The organism is Streptomyces sp. NBC_01267 (assembly GCF_036241575.1).
In the GTDB taxonomy this organism is placed as follows: domain Bacteria; phylum Actinomycetota; class Actinomycetes; order Streptomycetales; family Streptomycetaceae; genus Streptomyces.
Genome location: NZ_CP108455.1, coordinates 3573261 through 3587239, shown reverse-complemented (window position 1 = coordinate 3587239; position 13979 = coordinate 3573261). Strand labels below are relative to the sequence as shown.

General features: G+C 70.1%; 18 protein-coding genes. 16 read left to right on the top strand and 2 right to left on the bottom strand.

The genetic code is table 11. From position 1 onward, the window contains the following. The first annotated feature begins 43 nt into the window (after positions 1–43). The 5 genes from OG709_RS16465 (at position 44) to OG709_RS16450 (ending at position 2796) form a co-directional block, all read left to right on the top strand. A complete protein-coding gene (locus OG709_RS16465) occupies positions 44–733 on the top strand; it encodes an LmeA family phospholipid-binding protein (RefSeq protein WP_250301342.1) in 690 nt (229 codons plus the stop codon). A gap of 164 nt (positions 734–897) precedes the next feature. Then, the gene (locus OG709_RS36075) at positions 898–978 is read left to right on the top strand and encodes a putative leader peptide (RefSeq protein ID WP_350797220.1); all 81 of its coding nucleotides are present in this window, start codon (positions 898–900) and stop codon (positions 976–978) included. Positions 979–1164: 186 nt separating this feature from the next. Then, a complete protein-coding gene (locus OG709_RS16460; protein WP_250300959.1) occupies positions 1165–2004 on the top strand; it encodes a sulfurtransferase in 840 nt (279 codons plus the stop codon). A gap of 38 nt (positions 2005–2042) precedes the next feature. After that, entirely contained in the window at positions 2043–2330 is a 288-nt protein-coding gene (locus OG709_RS16455; protein ID WP_215095097.1) for a DUF1416 domain-containing protein, read from the top strand. Between the two features lie 190 nt (positions 2331–2520). Beyond that, the gene (locus tag OG709_RS16450) at positions 2521–2796 is read left to right on the top strand and encodes a DUF3099 domain-containing protein (RefSeq protein WP_250300960.1); all 276 of its coding nucleotides are present in this window, start codon (positions 2521–2523) and stop codon (positions 2794–2796) included. A gap of 84 nt (positions 2797–2880) precedes the next feature. Here the strand turns inward: OG709_RS16450 and OG709_RS16445 are convergent, their stop codons facing one another. Then, a complete protein-coding gene (locus OG709_RS16445) occupies positions 2881–3246 on the bottom strand; it encodes a DsrE family protein (protein WP_250300961.1) in 366 nt (121 codons plus the stop codon). A 104-nt stretch (positions 3247–3350) separates the two neighbouring features. Between OG709_RS16445 and OG709_RS16440 the strand changes: the two genes are divergently transcribed. The 6 genes from OG709_RS16440 to ygfZ all read left to right on the top strand — a co-directional run bounded on the left by OG709_RS16440 (position 3351) and on the right by ygfZ (position 8383). After that, positions 3351–4184: a hypothetical protein gene (locus tag OG709_RS16440; RefSeq protein WP_329166682.1), complete on the top strand. Its 834-nt coding sequence runs from the start codon at positions 3351–3353 to the stop codon at positions 4182–4184. Then, on the top strand, positions 4181–5038 hold the full coding sequence (locus OG709_RS16435; protein ID WP_266642205.1) for a hypothetical protein: 858 nt from the start codon (positions 4181–4183) through the stop codon (positions 5036–5038). Before OG709_RS16440 ends, OG709_RS16435 begins: the two co-directional genes overlap by 4 nt. Next, a complete protein-coding gene (locus tag OG709_RS16430; RefSeq protein ID WP_329166680.1) occupies positions 5035–5964 on the top strand; it encodes a hypothetical protein in 930 nt (309 codons plus the stop codon). The genes OG709_RS16435 and OG709_RS16430 overlap by 4 nt, the downstream gene beginning before the upstream one ends. Positions 5965–6293: 329 nt before the next feature. Further along, on the top strand, positions 6294–6881 hold the full coding sequence (locus OG709_RS16425; RefSeq protein ID WP_266642207.1) for an FABP family protein: 588 nt from the start codon (positions 6294–6296) through the stop codon (positions 6879–6881). A gap of 88 nt (positions 6882–6969) precedes the next feature. Continuing rightward, positions 6970–7407, top strand: a complete 438-nt coding sequence (locus OG709_RS16420; protein WP_250300966.1) for a Fur family transcriptional regulator — start codon at positions 6970–6972, stop codon at positions 7405–7407. Between the two features lie 10 nt (positions 7408–7417). Beyond that, positions 7418–8383, top strand: a complete 966-nt coding sequence (gene ygfZ, locus OG709_RS16415) for a CAF17-like 4Fe-4S cluster assembly/insertion protein YgfZ (protein ID WP_329166678.1) — start codon at positions 7418–7420, stop codon at positions 8381–8383. Between the two features lie 75 nt (positions 8384–8458). On the opposite strand, the gene dtd is transcribed toward ygfZ, so the two are convergent. Continuing rightward, positions 8459–8884, bottom strand: coding sequence for a D-aminoacyl-tRNA deacylase (dtd, locus tag OG709_RS16410; RefSeq protein ID WP_329166677.1), 426 nt, complete (start codon positions 8882–8884; stop codon positions 8459–8461). Between the two features lie 149 nt (positions 8885–9033). Here dtd and OG709_RS16405 point away from each other — a divergent pair, with 149 nt between their 5' ends. From OG709_RS16405 to OG709_RS16385, 5 genes are all read left to right on the top strand, one after another. Continuing rightward, positions 9034–9621 carry an RsiG family protein gene (locus tag OG709_RS16405; RefSeq protein ID WP_250300969.1) on the top strand — a complete coding sequence of 196 codons (588 nt, stop codon included), beginning with the start codon at positions 9034–9036 and terminating at the stop codon, positions 9619–9621. Positions 9622–9668: 47 nt separating this feature from the next. After that, positions 9669–10631 carry an asparaginase gene (locus OG709_RS16400; RefSeq protein WP_250300970.1) on the top strand — a complete coding sequence of 321 codons (963 nt, stop codon included), beginning with the start codon at positions 9669–9671 and terminating at the stop codon, positions 10629–10631. Positions 10632–10656: 25 nt separating this feature from the next. Beyond that, complete coding sequence (locus tag OG709_RS16395) at positions 10657–11901, top strand: GNAT family N-acetyltransferase (RefSeq protein ID WP_250300971.1); 1245 nt, start codon at positions 10657–10659, stop codon at positions 11899–11901. A 313-nt stretch (positions 11902–12214) separates the two neighbouring features. Then, positions 12215–12910: an HAD family hydrolase gene (locus OG709_RS16390; RefSeq protein ID WP_326694550.1), complete on the top strand. Its 696-nt coding sequence runs from the start codon at positions 12215–12217 to the stop codon at positions 12908–12910. A gap of 190 nt (positions 12911–13100) precedes the next feature. Further along, on the top strand, positions 13101–13928 hold the full coding sequence (locus OG709_RS16385) for a hypothetical protein (RefSeq protein WP_326694551.1): 828 nt from the start codon (positions 13101–13103) through the stop codon (positions 13926–13928). Positions 13929–13979: the final 51 nt, after the last annotated feature.

Genomic DNA, 13979 nt, shown 5'->3' with positions numbered 1-13979 from the left:
ACGCATCACGGGACACGGGGACGACCAGGGGGACCGACCGGCCATGCGCGCACTGCGGATACTGCTCATCTTCGTTGTGATTCTGGGCGGCCTCTTCGTCCTGGTGGACCGCGTCGCGGTGAACGTCGCGGAGAACAAGGCCGCGGACCGGATCCGCAGCAGCGAGGGCCTCTCCGGGACGCCGGACGTCGACATCAAGGGCTTCCCGTTCCTGACCCAGGTGCTCGACAAGAAGCTCGGCCGGGTCGACGTCACGCTCAAGGGCGTCGAGGCGAACGCGTCCGGCCGCCAGGTACGCATCACGAACGTGCGGGCCGAACTGCACGACGTGAAGATATCCGGCACCTTCACCAGTGCGGTGGCCGCGCGGGCGAGCGGCACCGCACACATCTCGTACGAGGACCTCACCAAGGCGTCCGAGTCCGGCGCGAAGATCGCGTACGGCGGGAACGGCAAGGTCAAGGTCACCGGCTCGGTCAACATCCTCGGCCGCACGCTCACCCGCAGCGTGACGTCCTCGGTGACCATGGTGGGCACCGACCGGATCAAGGTGCACGCGGACACGGTGCCCGGTGAGGGCATCCCCGGCCTGGAGGGTCTGGTCCGGCAGAAGACGGACTTCGACAGCGCGGTCGGCGGGCTGCCCGCCGGTCTGAAGCTCGACCAGGTGCGGGCGACGGAGGACGGCGTCGACATCGGGGTCACGGGTACGGACGTCGCGCTGGCCGGATAGTGAGACGGCACTGTCCGATCCGTAGATGGTGAACAGAACGGGAGCAGGCGGGAAGCGCGGCCGTAGCCCCTTCCTCCCCCTTGCATCCCACAGTGCGGACGATCCCGTCTTGCCATGCGGAACGACGGTGACATCTCCGCCCGTACTTCCCTACGATCGACGGTATGAAGCGACAGGCTGATCTCACGAAGCGGCGGGCAGTGGACCTGTGCCGCGTCGCTGCCATGCTCTGTCGCGCTCTCTGAGCGGGAGTTCTGCCTTCCCGTGTCCCCCGGGCCCTTCGACCATTGTCAGGGCCACCTCCTCGGTGCCGGACGCGCTCATTCCGCCGGTCTCCGTGGATCCGTACGCCGACACCACCGCACCACCCGCCGCACTTCCCCAGGCTCCGCAGGGAGCAGGGGATACCCCATCCCCGGAGGAGAACCCGCATGAGCCGCAGCGACGTCCTGGTAGACGCTGACTGGGTCGAGGCCCACATCGAGGACCCGCAGGTCGCCATCGTCGAGGTGGACGAGGACACCTCGGCGTACGAGAAGAACCACATCAGGAACGCCATCCGGATCGACTGGACGAAGGACCTCCAGGACCCGGTCCGCCGTGACTTCATCGACCAGGCCGGCTTCGAGAAGCTCCTGTCGGAGAAGGGCATCGGCAACGACACGACCGTCGTGCTCTACGGCGGCAACAACAACTGGTTCGCCTCGTACGCGTTCTGGTACTTCAAGCTCTACGGCCACAGCGACGTCCGGCTGCTCGACGGTGGCCGCAAGAAGTGGGAGCTCGACTCCCGCGACCTGGTCGACGCCGTGCCGTCCCGCCCGGCCACCTCGTACAAGGCCAAGCCGCAGGACGAGTCGATCCGTGCGTACCGCGACGACGTCGTGGCCGCGATCAACAACAAGAACCTGGTCGACGTGCGGTCGCCCGACGAGTTCAGCGGCAAGCTGCTCGCCCCGGCGCACCTCCCGCAGGAGCAGTCGCAGCGCCCCGGCCACGTGCCGAGTGCCCGCAACATCCCGTGGTCGAAGAACGCCAACGACGACGGCACCTTCAAGTCGGACGACGAGCTCAAGGCCCTCTACGAGGACGAGCAGGTCGACCTGGCCAAGGACACCATCGCGTACTGCCGCATCGGTGAGCGCTCCGCGCTGACCTGGTTCGTGCTGCACGAGCTGCTCGGCCAGGAGAACGTCAAGAACTACGACGGCTCGTGGACCGAGTACGGCTCCCTCGTGGGTGTGCCGATCGAGCTCGGCGCCAACAAGTAACCCCTCTCCCGCTTTCCCGACCTGAAGGACAGATCCGTATGTGTGGAGCAAAGGCCGGCGGCCCCGACGCTTCGACGATCAAGCCCGGTGAGACCACCATCCAGGGCAGCGTGACCCGCGACGGCGAGCCCGTCACCGGTTATGTGCGACTCCTGGACTCGACCGGCGAGTTCACCGCCGAGGTCCCGACCTCGGCGACCGGGCAGTTCCGCTTCTACGCGGCCGAGGGCACCTGGACGCTGCGCGCGCTCGTCCCGGGTGGCACGGCGGACCGTACGGTCGTCGCGCAGACCGGCGGACTGGCCGAGGTCGCGATCGCCGTTTGAGTCCGGTGGACCTTGACGGGATCCACGCACGGCTCACGCACGACTCATGAACCGGCCGGAGGGCCGCACCCCAGGGGGTTGGACGCCACTTGGAGCGGGTGCGGCCCTCCGCGCTGTCCCGGAACCACCCGCGGAGTCCCGGGTACGACGCGAGCAGGCCGACCCCGTCGTCCGGTCTTACGCTGGAGGCATGTACTCGCGACGTCGGCGCGGCTATTTCCTGCTGATGGGCGGATGCCTGGTGCTCTTCGTGTCCGCCTGGGCCTTCGTACGTCTCTGGTCGGTCCCGGCAGCGATCGCCATGTGCGGCGTGGCCATGATCATCCCCCCGGTCGCCGCGATCGTCGGCAACCGGCGCGGCCCCGACGACCACTGGTGGGACGAGCCGTCGGGCGACGACACGTCCGACAAGTGGTGGGACGAACTGGACGGCAAGGACGGCAAGAAGAGCAAGAAGCGCCGGTAGCTCTGGTGCGGCCGGTCCATGGACCGGGGCCGCCACAGCACGGCCCGGAACGGTACGGCCCGCCACGGCCCGGCACGGCAGCGGTCAGTAGACCAGCGCCTGGACGCCGTCCGTCATCGCTTCCTGTACGAAGACCTGCGCACCCGCGATCCGTACGCCTTCCAGCACGTCCTTCTCGGTGATGTCGCGACGGGTCGCACACTGCGTGCAGAGCGTGACCCGACCGCCCGCCAGAATCGAGTCGATCAGGTCCGGCAGCGGCGCCGCGTGCGGCAGTTCGAACTCCGCGGCCCTTCCCGGCAGGGCGAACCACGAGGACTCACCGGTCAGCCAGAGCGAGACCTCCACCCCGCTGGCGACCGCGACCGCCGCCACGGTGAAGGCCTGTGAGCAGCGCTCGGGGGCGTCGGACCCTGCGGTCACCTTGATCACTAGCTTCTTCTGCGCCATGACCGAACTGTAATCGGCGGGCGTACAACCCCCGTGTCGCCTGGTGGGTCAGTGGGGTGTGCAGGTATCGGAATCTGTGCCTCAGGTCTCGTGGGGGGACCCCTTTGGAAGCGTCACACAACGTTCCTGAACAGCAGGAACAGCAGCAGGAGCTGCAGCAGGACCAGCAGGAACAGCAGGACCCCGAAAGAAAGCCGCGCCGCCGCGGCCGTACGACGCTGATCGTCGCCGCTGCCGCGCTGCTCGGCCTCGTCGGCGGCAGCGCCGTCGCGTTCAAGATCCAGGCCGACCGGCCGCCGACCCCGCTGCCGCCCCTGGCCCAGCAGCGGCTGTCGTACCCCGCCGAACCGCTCGCCAAGGGCGCGGGCCGTGCGCCGCTGTCCGTCAAGGACGACAGCCGGTTGCGGACCGACGGCGACCTGCGGAAGCTGCTCGTCGCCCGGCCGAAGGGCGCGCACGAGTCGGAACTGCCGATCTACGAAAAGGGACCGATCCCGTACGACCACTGGCTGTCCACGGACGAGTACGCCACTGAATTCCGCGACGACGCCAGCTTGTTCACCGAAATCACCGCGGCGGGCATCCGTCGGATCGCTGCGGCGGGCTGGATGCAGGGGCACCGTATGACCGGTGTGCGGCTGGTGCAGTTCCGGGCCGGTACGGAGATGGGTGCCGCGGGCATGTTCCAGGGGCAGGCCGACTACATGGCGGAGTCCAAGTACGGCGCGGGCAACGGCGGCACCGCGGTCAAGGGCAGCGGCAATGCCAGGTATTACCTCTTTCCGGTCGACAACGAGCCCGGATACATGCCCAGTTACGAGGCCCGTGCACTGGGCTGGCGCGGCGACGTGATGGTCGACATCGTCATTTTCGACACCCGGCCGATCAGCAAGAAGGACATCAGGACGTTGGCCGAGCGGCAGCTGGAGCGCCTGTGAACGACGAACAGACCGCCCTGCCGGAGCCCTCGGACTCCCCGGAGCCGCTGAGTCTCCCGGAGGCGTCGGAACACCCGGAGGCGCCGGAAGTCCCGAAGCCGCCCGTGCAGCGGTCCCGCGCCTTCAGGATCGCGGCTGCCGTACTGCCGGTGGTCCTGGTGCTCGGTGTTGCCGGTGGCGGCATCGCGTACTCCGCGTCCACGGCGGACAAGGCCGACAAGAAGGCACCGACCCGGTCCTGGGGAGACGACCCCCGCGGGCCGGGCAAGGACCCGGTGACCAGGTCGGCCGAGGGGCGGCACGACACCGACCTGAGCAAGATGCTGCTGCCCGCCACGGGTGAGTACCGGCTCGGTCCGGACATCGGCGCGTACGGCAATGACGCCGAACTGACCGCCAAGCAGGCCGAGGCCATGCTGAAGGCGGGCGGCAAGGGCCTCTCCGGCACCCGGCGCCGGGACTGGAACGAGCGGGTGGAGAAGCTCGGCGCGAAGGGACAGGCGATGCGTTCGTACGCCAACGACTCCGGCGATCTCGTCATCGAGGTCCAGATCTCCCGTATGACGGACAAGAAGGCCGTGCGCAACGCCTACACCTTCCGCACGGAGCTCTTCAAGGCGATGGAGGTCTTCGAGGCCGGTCCGAAGGTCGAGGGCCACCGGACCACGGCGAACTGCTTCCTGCCGCCGAAGGAGAAGAAGTCGGGCCTCGACGAGATGATGTGCACCGCCTACGAGGGCGAGTTCCTGATCTCGTTCGATGCCTACGGTGTCCAGCCGTTCCCCCGGAAGATCGTCGCGGCCCTGTTGAAGAAGCAGATCGACTACGTCAAGTCCCCGGGGGAGTCCGTATGACCGAGCCTCTGATGTCGACGGATCCCGCCGAGCCGCCGACGGCGCCGGACAGCGGGACCACCGCACCGTCCGTGCCGCCCATGCCGACTGCGCCGCCCGTGTTCGCCACGAATCCGATGTACCACGTGATTCCCGGTGCTCCCGTGACTCCCGTGAAGAAGGACCGCAGGGCGCTGCGCGCGGTGGCCCGCTGGACCCTCGCGGCCGTCGTCTTCGGCGGCTGCGGCGCCGGGGCCGCAACCGGTCTCACCGCCATGCACCGCACCGATGTGCCGGGCCTGGCGACCGCGTCCGACGGCCGCTGGGACTTCGCCGACCTGAAACTGCCCGCGCTGCCCGCCGGGACGCCGCGGCCGTTCAACGACGGCAACACCGCGCAGATCCATGCCACGGACGCCCGTGACCTGCTGCTGCCCGCCCCGGCCGGGGCCACCCCGGACAAGAAGCTGACCGGGGGCTGGGTGACGGTCGGCCAGTACGCCTCCGAGTACAGCGGCAAGGACGCACGGGCCCTGCTCACCGAGCAGCTGCGCGACTACGCGGTACGGCACATCGCGGCCCGTGGCTGGACCATGCCGGACGGCACGTCCACCCGGATCTACCTGCTGACCTTCCAGTCGACTGCTTTCGCCGCGGCGTTCAAGGACCAAGTGATCGACTCCGGGACGGGGCGCGGCTCCGGGGCTCCCGTGCTGAACGGGGTGACCGACACCGAGATCGACGAGGGCTGGAGCAGCGCGGGCAGCCTGCGGGACATCGACGACTACGTGTACGTCGAGCAGCAGCCGTACGGCGCGCAGCAGGTCCGGCAGGCGTACTCCATCGCCGGGGACACGCTCGCGCTGGTGGTCGAGCGGGGGAAGGGCGCGGCTCCCGCGGTGCCGTTTCACCAGACGGTGATCCTCCAGGACCAGCTGCTCAGCTAGGACCAGCTGCTCAGAGCCAGGACCAGCTGCTCGGCCAGGACCCTGAGCCGAGGTCCGCCGGCGGCTCGCGACCGGCCGCCGCGCACCTCGCAGAGAGGGCCGGGCCCCCACCCATTAGGCTGGGACCCGGCCCTTCCTTCACACCGTTCATGCAAGGAGCACCTCGTGCTTGAGGCAATCTTCTCCACTCTGCTGGTTCTGGTCTGCGTCGGCGTCATCGCGTTCGCCGGTCTGTCCGTGAAGAAGCTCTACCAGGGCCAGCGCTGACCCTCGGCCCGAGAGCTTCCGAGCCCGAGCCCGCACCCTCCTCACAGATCGTCTGAGCCCTCATGATCGAGATTCCGTCGGACCTGCATCCGAGCCTCGTCCCCCTCGTGTTCCTCCTCGGCCACTGGGAGGGAGCGGGCGTCGCGGCTCCCTTCGGTGACGCCGGGGAAGGCAGCCCCGCCGGGGAGCAGTGCAACTTCGGCCAGGAAGTCGACTTCAGCCACGACGGCCGGGACTTCCTGGAGTACGTGTCGCACACCTGGGTGCTCGACGCCGAAGGCAAGAAGGTCAGGCCGCTGGAGTCCGAGTCGGGCTACTGGCGCATCGACGAGCACCGCAAGGTCGAGGTCGTGATGGTCCGCGACCAGGGCGTCGTCGAGATCTGGTACGGCGAGCTGGCCGACCAGAAGCCGCAGATCGACCTGGTCACGGACGCGGTGGCGCGTACCGCGGCGTCCGGTCCGTACTCCGGTGGGAAGCGGCTCTACGGTTATGTGAAGAGCGACCTGATGTGGGTGGGGGAGAAGGCCACCCCCGAGATCGAGCTGCGGCCGTACATGTCCGCGCATCTGAAGAAGGTCGTCGACCCGAAGGAATGGGCGAAGGACGTCGTGGATCTGCCCGACGACGGAATCGCGTTCTTCAAGTAGCCCGCGTTCTTCGAGCAGCCTGCTTTCTCCGAGCGGGCTGCTTCCTCCAAGTAGCCCGCTCCGGGGCTGCCGCTCCTAGACTGGGGGTGTGGTGACCACCGACTGGCAGAGCGACCTCCGCAGCCGCGGGTACCGGCTGACCCCTCAGCGGCAGCTGGTGCTGGAGGCTGTCGACAGGCTGGAGCACGCGACGCCCGACGACATCCTCACCGAGGTGCGCAGAACCGCGGGCGGCGTGAACATCTCCACGGTCTACCGGACCCTGGAGCTGCTGGAGGAGCTGGAGTTGGTGAGCCATGCCCATCTCGGGCACGGCGCTCCCACGTACCACCTCGCCGACCGGCACCACCACCTCCACCTGGTGTGCCGGGACTGTACGAACGTGATCGAGGCGGACATGAGCGTCGCCGCCGACTTCACCGCGAAGCTCCGCGGGATGTTCGGTTTCGAGACGGACATGAAGCACTTCGCGATCTTCGGGCAGTGCGAGAAGTGCGCCGGGAAGGCTTCCGGCGGTCAGCCGTAGGCTTGCGTACATGAAGAGCCCGCTGCTGTCCCTGCCCGGTGCCGTCCCCGCCGAAGGACGAGACGAAGGTGTTGCCGCGCACTACGGCGACCTGTTCCGCGAGCAGCGCGCGCTCGCGGCCGGTACCGGCCTCGTCGATCTCTCGAACCGCGGTGTCGTCACCGTCTCCGGCGCCGACCGGCTGAGCTGGCTGCATCTGCTGATCACCCAGCACGTCAGCGAGCTGCCGCCGGGGGTGGCCACCGAGGCGCTGATCCTCTCCTCCAAGGGCCACATCGAGCACGCGCTCTACCTCGTCGACGACGGCGAGACGCTGTGGGCGCACGTGGAGCCGGGGACGCAGCAGGATCTGGTCGCGTACCTGGAGAGCATGAAGTTCTACTACCGGGTCGAGGTCGCCGACCGGACCGACGCGTTCGCGGTCGTGCACCTGCCGGCCGGTTCGATCGCCGCGGTGCCGGACGGCGTGACCGTACGGGAGACGGCGTACGGCCGTGATCTCTTCCTGCCGCGGGAGCAGCTGGAGGCGTACGCGGCACAGCACGGCCCGGCCGTCGGACTGCTGGCGTACGAGGCGCTGCGCATCGAGGAGCACCGGCCGCGGCTGGGTCTGGAGACCGACCACCGCACCATCCCGCACGAGCTGGGGTGGATCGGCACGGCCGTGCACCTGGAGAAGGGCTGCTACCGGGGCCAGGAGACGGTCGCCCGTGTCCACAACCTGGGGAAGCCGCCGCGGCGGCTGGTCTTTCTGCATCTGGACGGGAGCGAGGTGCTGCTGCCGGGGCACGGTACGCCGATCAGGCTCGCCGCGGACGGTGCCGAGGGCCGCCAGCTGGGCTTCGTCACCTCGTCGGCCCGCCACCACGAGCTGGGTCCGATCGCGCTGGCGCTGGTGAAGCGGAACGTGCCGGTGGACGCGGAGCTGATGGCGGGGGACACGGCGGCGTCCCAGGAAGTCGTCGTCGAGCCCTGAGACGTCAGCCCTGAGACGTCGGGCCTGAGACGCCTCAGACCCGAGACGGCTGAGGCCCTGGATCTCCGAGGCGCCTCAGAGGTCCAGCACGATCGTGAACGGGCCGTCGTTCGTCAGCGAGACCCGCATGCTCGCGCCGAACCGGCCCGTTCCCACGGTCGCCCCCAGGGCCCGCAGCTGCGCCACGACCTCGTCGACGAGCGGCTCCGCCACCTCGCCCGGCGCGGCCCCGTTCCAGGTGGGCCGGCGGCCCTTGCGGGCGTCTCCGTAAAGAGTGAACTGGGAAATCACCAACAAGGGTGCATTTACGTCCGAGCAGGATTTTCCGCCCGACAGGATGCGTACCGACCAGAGCTTGCGGGCGAGCTGCGCTGCTTTTTCCTTTGTGTCCTCATGGGTGACACCCACCAGGACGCACAACCCCTCGCCGGTGATCTCACCGACCGTCTCACCTGCCACGACGACGCTCGCGCCGTCCACCCTCTGCACCACTGCACGCATACGGGCCAATGTACCGGGGGGCCGAACGGGTGCGATCGGTCGGCGCAGGGGCCACCGGGAGTGGCAACATGCACGGGAGGCGGTGCTTCCCCTCGGCTCTGAGGGCCCGGGGAGACCCCATGCACCGGTCGAGGGGACGGAATACGCATATGAGCACATCTGGTATCGGGCGCTCGCCCGGTCCCGTGTCCATGACCCGGATCAGCTCCGTACAGCGAGCACCCGCACCGAGGTCGGGCACCGCGCTCCCGGCGGTCACCGAGCACGACATCGGCGGTCTGCGTCTGCCCGAGCTGCGTACGCTGCGCAGGGACGCCCAGCGGGACGAGGCCGATCTGAGCTACGTACGGCGGATGCTGCACGGGCGGATCGACATCCTCCGCGCCGAGCTCTCCCGGCGTACCGGCCCGGAGTCCCCGGTCGTCGACCGGCTCTCCGAGATCCTCGCGGACGTCCCCTCCTCGCACCGTTCGTCGGCCCGGCACGTCACGCTCTCCCCGCCGCGCAGCGCGGAGAACAGCAAGCTGGCCACCGACATGCTGGCCGAGGTGGAACTCTCCGACCTCGGCGCCCGTACGGACGAGGAACTGCACACCGGCATGGGCCGTCTGGTCCGCTACGAGCAGCAGGTCTCGCGCCGCAGGCAGCACCTCCAGCGGACCGCCGACGATTGCAGCGCGGAGATCGCCCGCAGGTACCGTGAAGGCGAAGCACAAGTAGACGACCTGCTCACCTGAGGCGATCCTTCCGGTCGGGCGGGCCACCCCCGTTCGGAAGGCCGACCATGACCGCCAGTTCCCCTGCCCCGCTGTCCCCGGTTCTCGCGGAGGTCGTCCGGTCCGGCTTCGTCGAGGGGCGGCACCGGGGCTCGCTGGTGGTCCTCGCCGCCGACGGCAGCGTGGAGTACGCACTCGGCGACCCGTCACTGCCGGTCTTCCCGCGCTCCAGCAACAAGCCGATGCAGGCCGCCGCGATCCTGCGGGCCGGTCTGGATCTGGCGGGCGAGCGGCTGGCACTGACCTCGGCGAGCCACTCGGGCGAAGGCTTCCACCTGGCTCTCGTACGGAAGATGCTCGGCGAGTACGGGCTGAGCGAGGCCGATCTCCAGTGCCCGGCGGATCTGCCGCTGGACCCGGTCGAGGCCGAGGCGTACCTCGCGGCGGGTCAGGTCCGTGAGCGCGTCACCATGAACTGCTCGGGCAAGCACACCGCGATGCTGGCCGTCTGCGCGCGGAACGGCTGGCCCACCGACTCCTACCTCGACCCCGCGCACCCGCTCCAGCAGCTGGTGCTCACGGTGGTCGAGGAGGCCGCGGGCGAACGGGTCACCGCGATCGGTACGGACGGCTGCGGGGCGCCGCTGATGGCGCTGAGCCTGGTGGGTCTGGCCCGCGCGTTCCGTACGTTCGTCCTCGCCCCCGAGGGCTCGCCCGAGCGCCGGGTCGCGGACGCGATACGCGCCCACCCCGAGTACGTCGCGGGCACCCGCAGGCCCGACACCTGGCTGATGCGCGCCCTGCCCGGGACGCTGTCCAAGATGGGCGCCGAGGCGGTCCAGGCCCTGGCCCTGCCCGACGGCCGGGCGCTCGCCTTCAAGGTCGACGACGGCGCTACCCGGGTCCTCGGCCCGGTGCTGGCGCGGACCCTGGAGCGGATGGGCGTGGACAGCCCGGTGCTCGGCAGGCTGGCGGACGCACCGCTGTTCGGCGGCGCCGCCAAGGTCGGTGAAATTCGCGCGACAGTCTGAAACGGGGGCCGTTAGCGTGCGGCGTATGACTGTCGACGTCCGCACGATCACCGAATCCGAGTTCCCCGACTGGTTGCGGGCCCTGCGCACCGGCTTTCTGCGCTCGCCCCTGGTCACGGACGCCGAGGTCGAACTGCGCCGCCCGCGCCTCGACCCGCCGCGCACCCGGGGCGCGTTCGACGAAGGGCGCTGTGTGGCGACCTTCCGGTCGTTCCCGCAGGAGATCACCGTCGTCGGCGGGGCCTCGCTCCGGGCGGACGCGGTCTCCAACGTGACGGTCTCGCCCACGCACCGCCGCCGTGGCCTGCTCAGCCGCATGATGGCCGCGGACCTGGCCGCCGCGAAGGAGCGCGGGGACACACTGGCGACGCTGATCGCCGCCGAGTACCCGATCTACGGGCGGTACGGATTCGGGCCCGCCACCTGGGTCAGCGACTGGACGGTCGACGTGGCCCGGACGGGACTCGACCCGCGCTGGTCGGGGCCGGAGGACGGCGGCCGGATCGATCTGGTCGACGCCGACGACGTACGGAAGACGGGCCCCGAACTGCACGACCGCTTCCGGGCCGGGCAGCCCGGTGCGATCAGCCGCGACGAGCGCTGGTGGCAGATCGCCACCGGTCTCCACCCGCTGCCCGACGAGCCCTGGACGGAACCCTTCCACGCGGTCTACCGCTCGGCGTCCGGCCAGGTCGAGGGGATGATGACGTACCGGGCCGACGACGTCTGGGGCGACAACAAGCAGCCGCAGGACACCGCGACCGTGAGCCGGATGCTGGCAGTGACCCCGGCCGCCCAGCGGGCCCTGTGGCACTTCCTCTGCTCGGTCGACTGGATCACCACGGTCAAATCCGGCCACCTGGGCCCCGACGACCTGCTCCCGCTGCTGCTGCCGGACCCGCGGGCGGCCAGGCTCACCACGCACGCGGACTATCTGTGGGTGCGGCTGCTGGATGTCGTACGGGCGCTGGAGGCCCGGACGTACCCGGTCTCCGGCACCCTGGTCCTGGACGTCCGGGACGCGGACGGCCTGTCGGCGGGCCGCTACCGGCTGGACGCGTCACCGGACGGCGCGACCTGCGCGCCGACCACCGGGTCGGCCGATGTCACGCTGGACGTACGGGAGTTGGGGGCCCTGTACCTCGGCGACGAGTCGGCGCTCCGGCTGGCGGCGCTCGGCCGCATCTCCGAGGAGACCCCGGGCGCGGTCGCGGTCACGGAGGCGCTGTTCCGTACGGCGGCCAGGCCCTGGTGCCCGGACGTCTTCTGACCGGGATTCCGGCCCCGCTGCGGTCCACGTCGAACCCCACGTACGGATCCGGCACCGCACGCACGCTCGGGCCGTCTGAGGCGCGAGTCCGAGGCACGGGTCCGAGGCGCGGGTCCGAGGTGGGAGTTTGAGTGCGGGGGAGACGGCCAGGAGAACGGAAGGAAGCCCTCCCGCCGAAGTCAGAAGCTGGTAGAAGAGCCACAGAAGTGGTTCGATGCGGTCGGAACCACCAGCAGTTCGGACCTGGGGCTGTCCGAACGACCTCTGATACGACATGACCTCGGCCACGAGGCGAAGCGAACAGGCGGCATCCGTGATCCGTGAGAACCTCCGAGACCGGATCAGGTCGACCCGCTCCGTGCTGTTGGGTTTCGACGGTCCGATCTGCCGGCTGTTCGCCCGCCACGAGGCGCTGGGGGTGGCCGCCGGGATGCGGCAGTTCCTGGCGGAGCGCGGGGTGGACCTGGCTCCGGGCACGGCCCCGGAGACCGCCGGCCCGCACGACATCCTGCGGGCGGTGGGCGCGCTCCACCCGGGCAGCGCACTGATCGTGGACCTGGAGGAGTGGCTGGCCCGGCAGGAGCAGCTGGCCGTCCCCGGGGCCTGGCCCACGATGTACGCGGACGGGGTGATGCGGACCTGGTCCGCGAGCGGCTGCCGGCTGGCGGTCACCACGGACAACTCGGCCCGCGCGGTGCACGCGTACCTCGCGGCGCGGTCGCTGTCCGAGTGTTTCGGCCCGCACATCCACGGCCGCACGGCGGACATCCAGCTGCTCAAGCCGCACCCGCACACCCTGGAGAAGGCCCTGGCAGGCCTGGACGCCGACCGGTCCTCGACGCTGGTGGTCGGCGACACGGTGACGGACCTCGAGGCGGCCCAGGAGGCCGGTCTGGCGTTCCTCGGCTACGCGACGAACGACCGCAGCGTCGACGAACTGGCCTCGGCTGGTGCGGACTTGGTCCTCAACACCTGGGAGCCGGTCCTGGACATCCTGTGGGGACGCTGACGGGTGCCTGCGGTGCGCGGGGCCGGTGATCCGCGCCGTGCGAGGGGGCGGCGGCCGTCCCGGGAACGTGATGGCGCATATTGAGGACCATGCTGGAGCAGGACGAAGGCGACACGGGCAGCCCGGTGTGTACCGGCGGTCCGTCTTCGTTGATGCTTGCGGGAGCCGGAGACGGTGATCTGTGGGCCGCGTGAGTGGGGACGACATGGAAATCGTGGTGGATTTCGACCGGGACTCCCGGGCGGAGCGCCGACTGACCGAAGAGCTGCGCGCCGGGCTGCCCGGCGAGGGCGCGGACCTCGGTGAAAGCCGTCCGTACCCCGGGCTGCTGGGCACTGCGATCGCTCGGGCGGACGGTGAACTGCTCGGGTGGGCAGCGGTGTTCAGCCCCGGGCCCGACCCGGAGGCGGCGGCCGTCCAGTGGCAGCTGGTGTCCCTGGAGCGGGAGCGCATCGTCTCCGGGTGCGTGGCCGAACCGGACGGGACCGGCGACCAGGAGGCCGTGCTGGCCCGCCTCTTCCGGGTGGCGGCCGACGAGGCCCGCGCCGCCGGATTCCGCGCGCTGGACTGGGACGGCACCGAATCGGAGCTCGACGCCCGGGTGGCGGCCGAGCTGGAGGCGTCCGTACACCAGGAGCTCGGCCGCAAGTGGGGCATCTCCGCGCTCGGCCGCTGGCAGCGGCCGGCCGGACTGCCGACCGTACGGACCCGCCGCGCCCCCGAGGGGACGGGATGGCAGGGGCTGGAGCTGCTGACGGCCGCGGGGCGTACGGCGGCCCGGATCGCGGCGGTGGTGGCAGGACCGGAGGTGTACGTCGAGAAGGTCGGTCACCACGGCGTGGACGCACCCGAACTGGGCTCCCTGGTCGCGGAGTTCGTCGAGCAGGTGCGCCGGGACCATCCCTCGGTCGAGTCCATCCAGGTCCGCGAGGTGGACGACGAACTCCTCGGGCGGGGGCTCAAGGCGGCCAAGCTCCGGATCAGCCACCGGTGGTGGCAGTACCGGCTGCCGCTCTGAACGCCCTTCCTGGGAAGGTGCGTTGGGCTATTGGCGCGGCCGGGCGGGCTG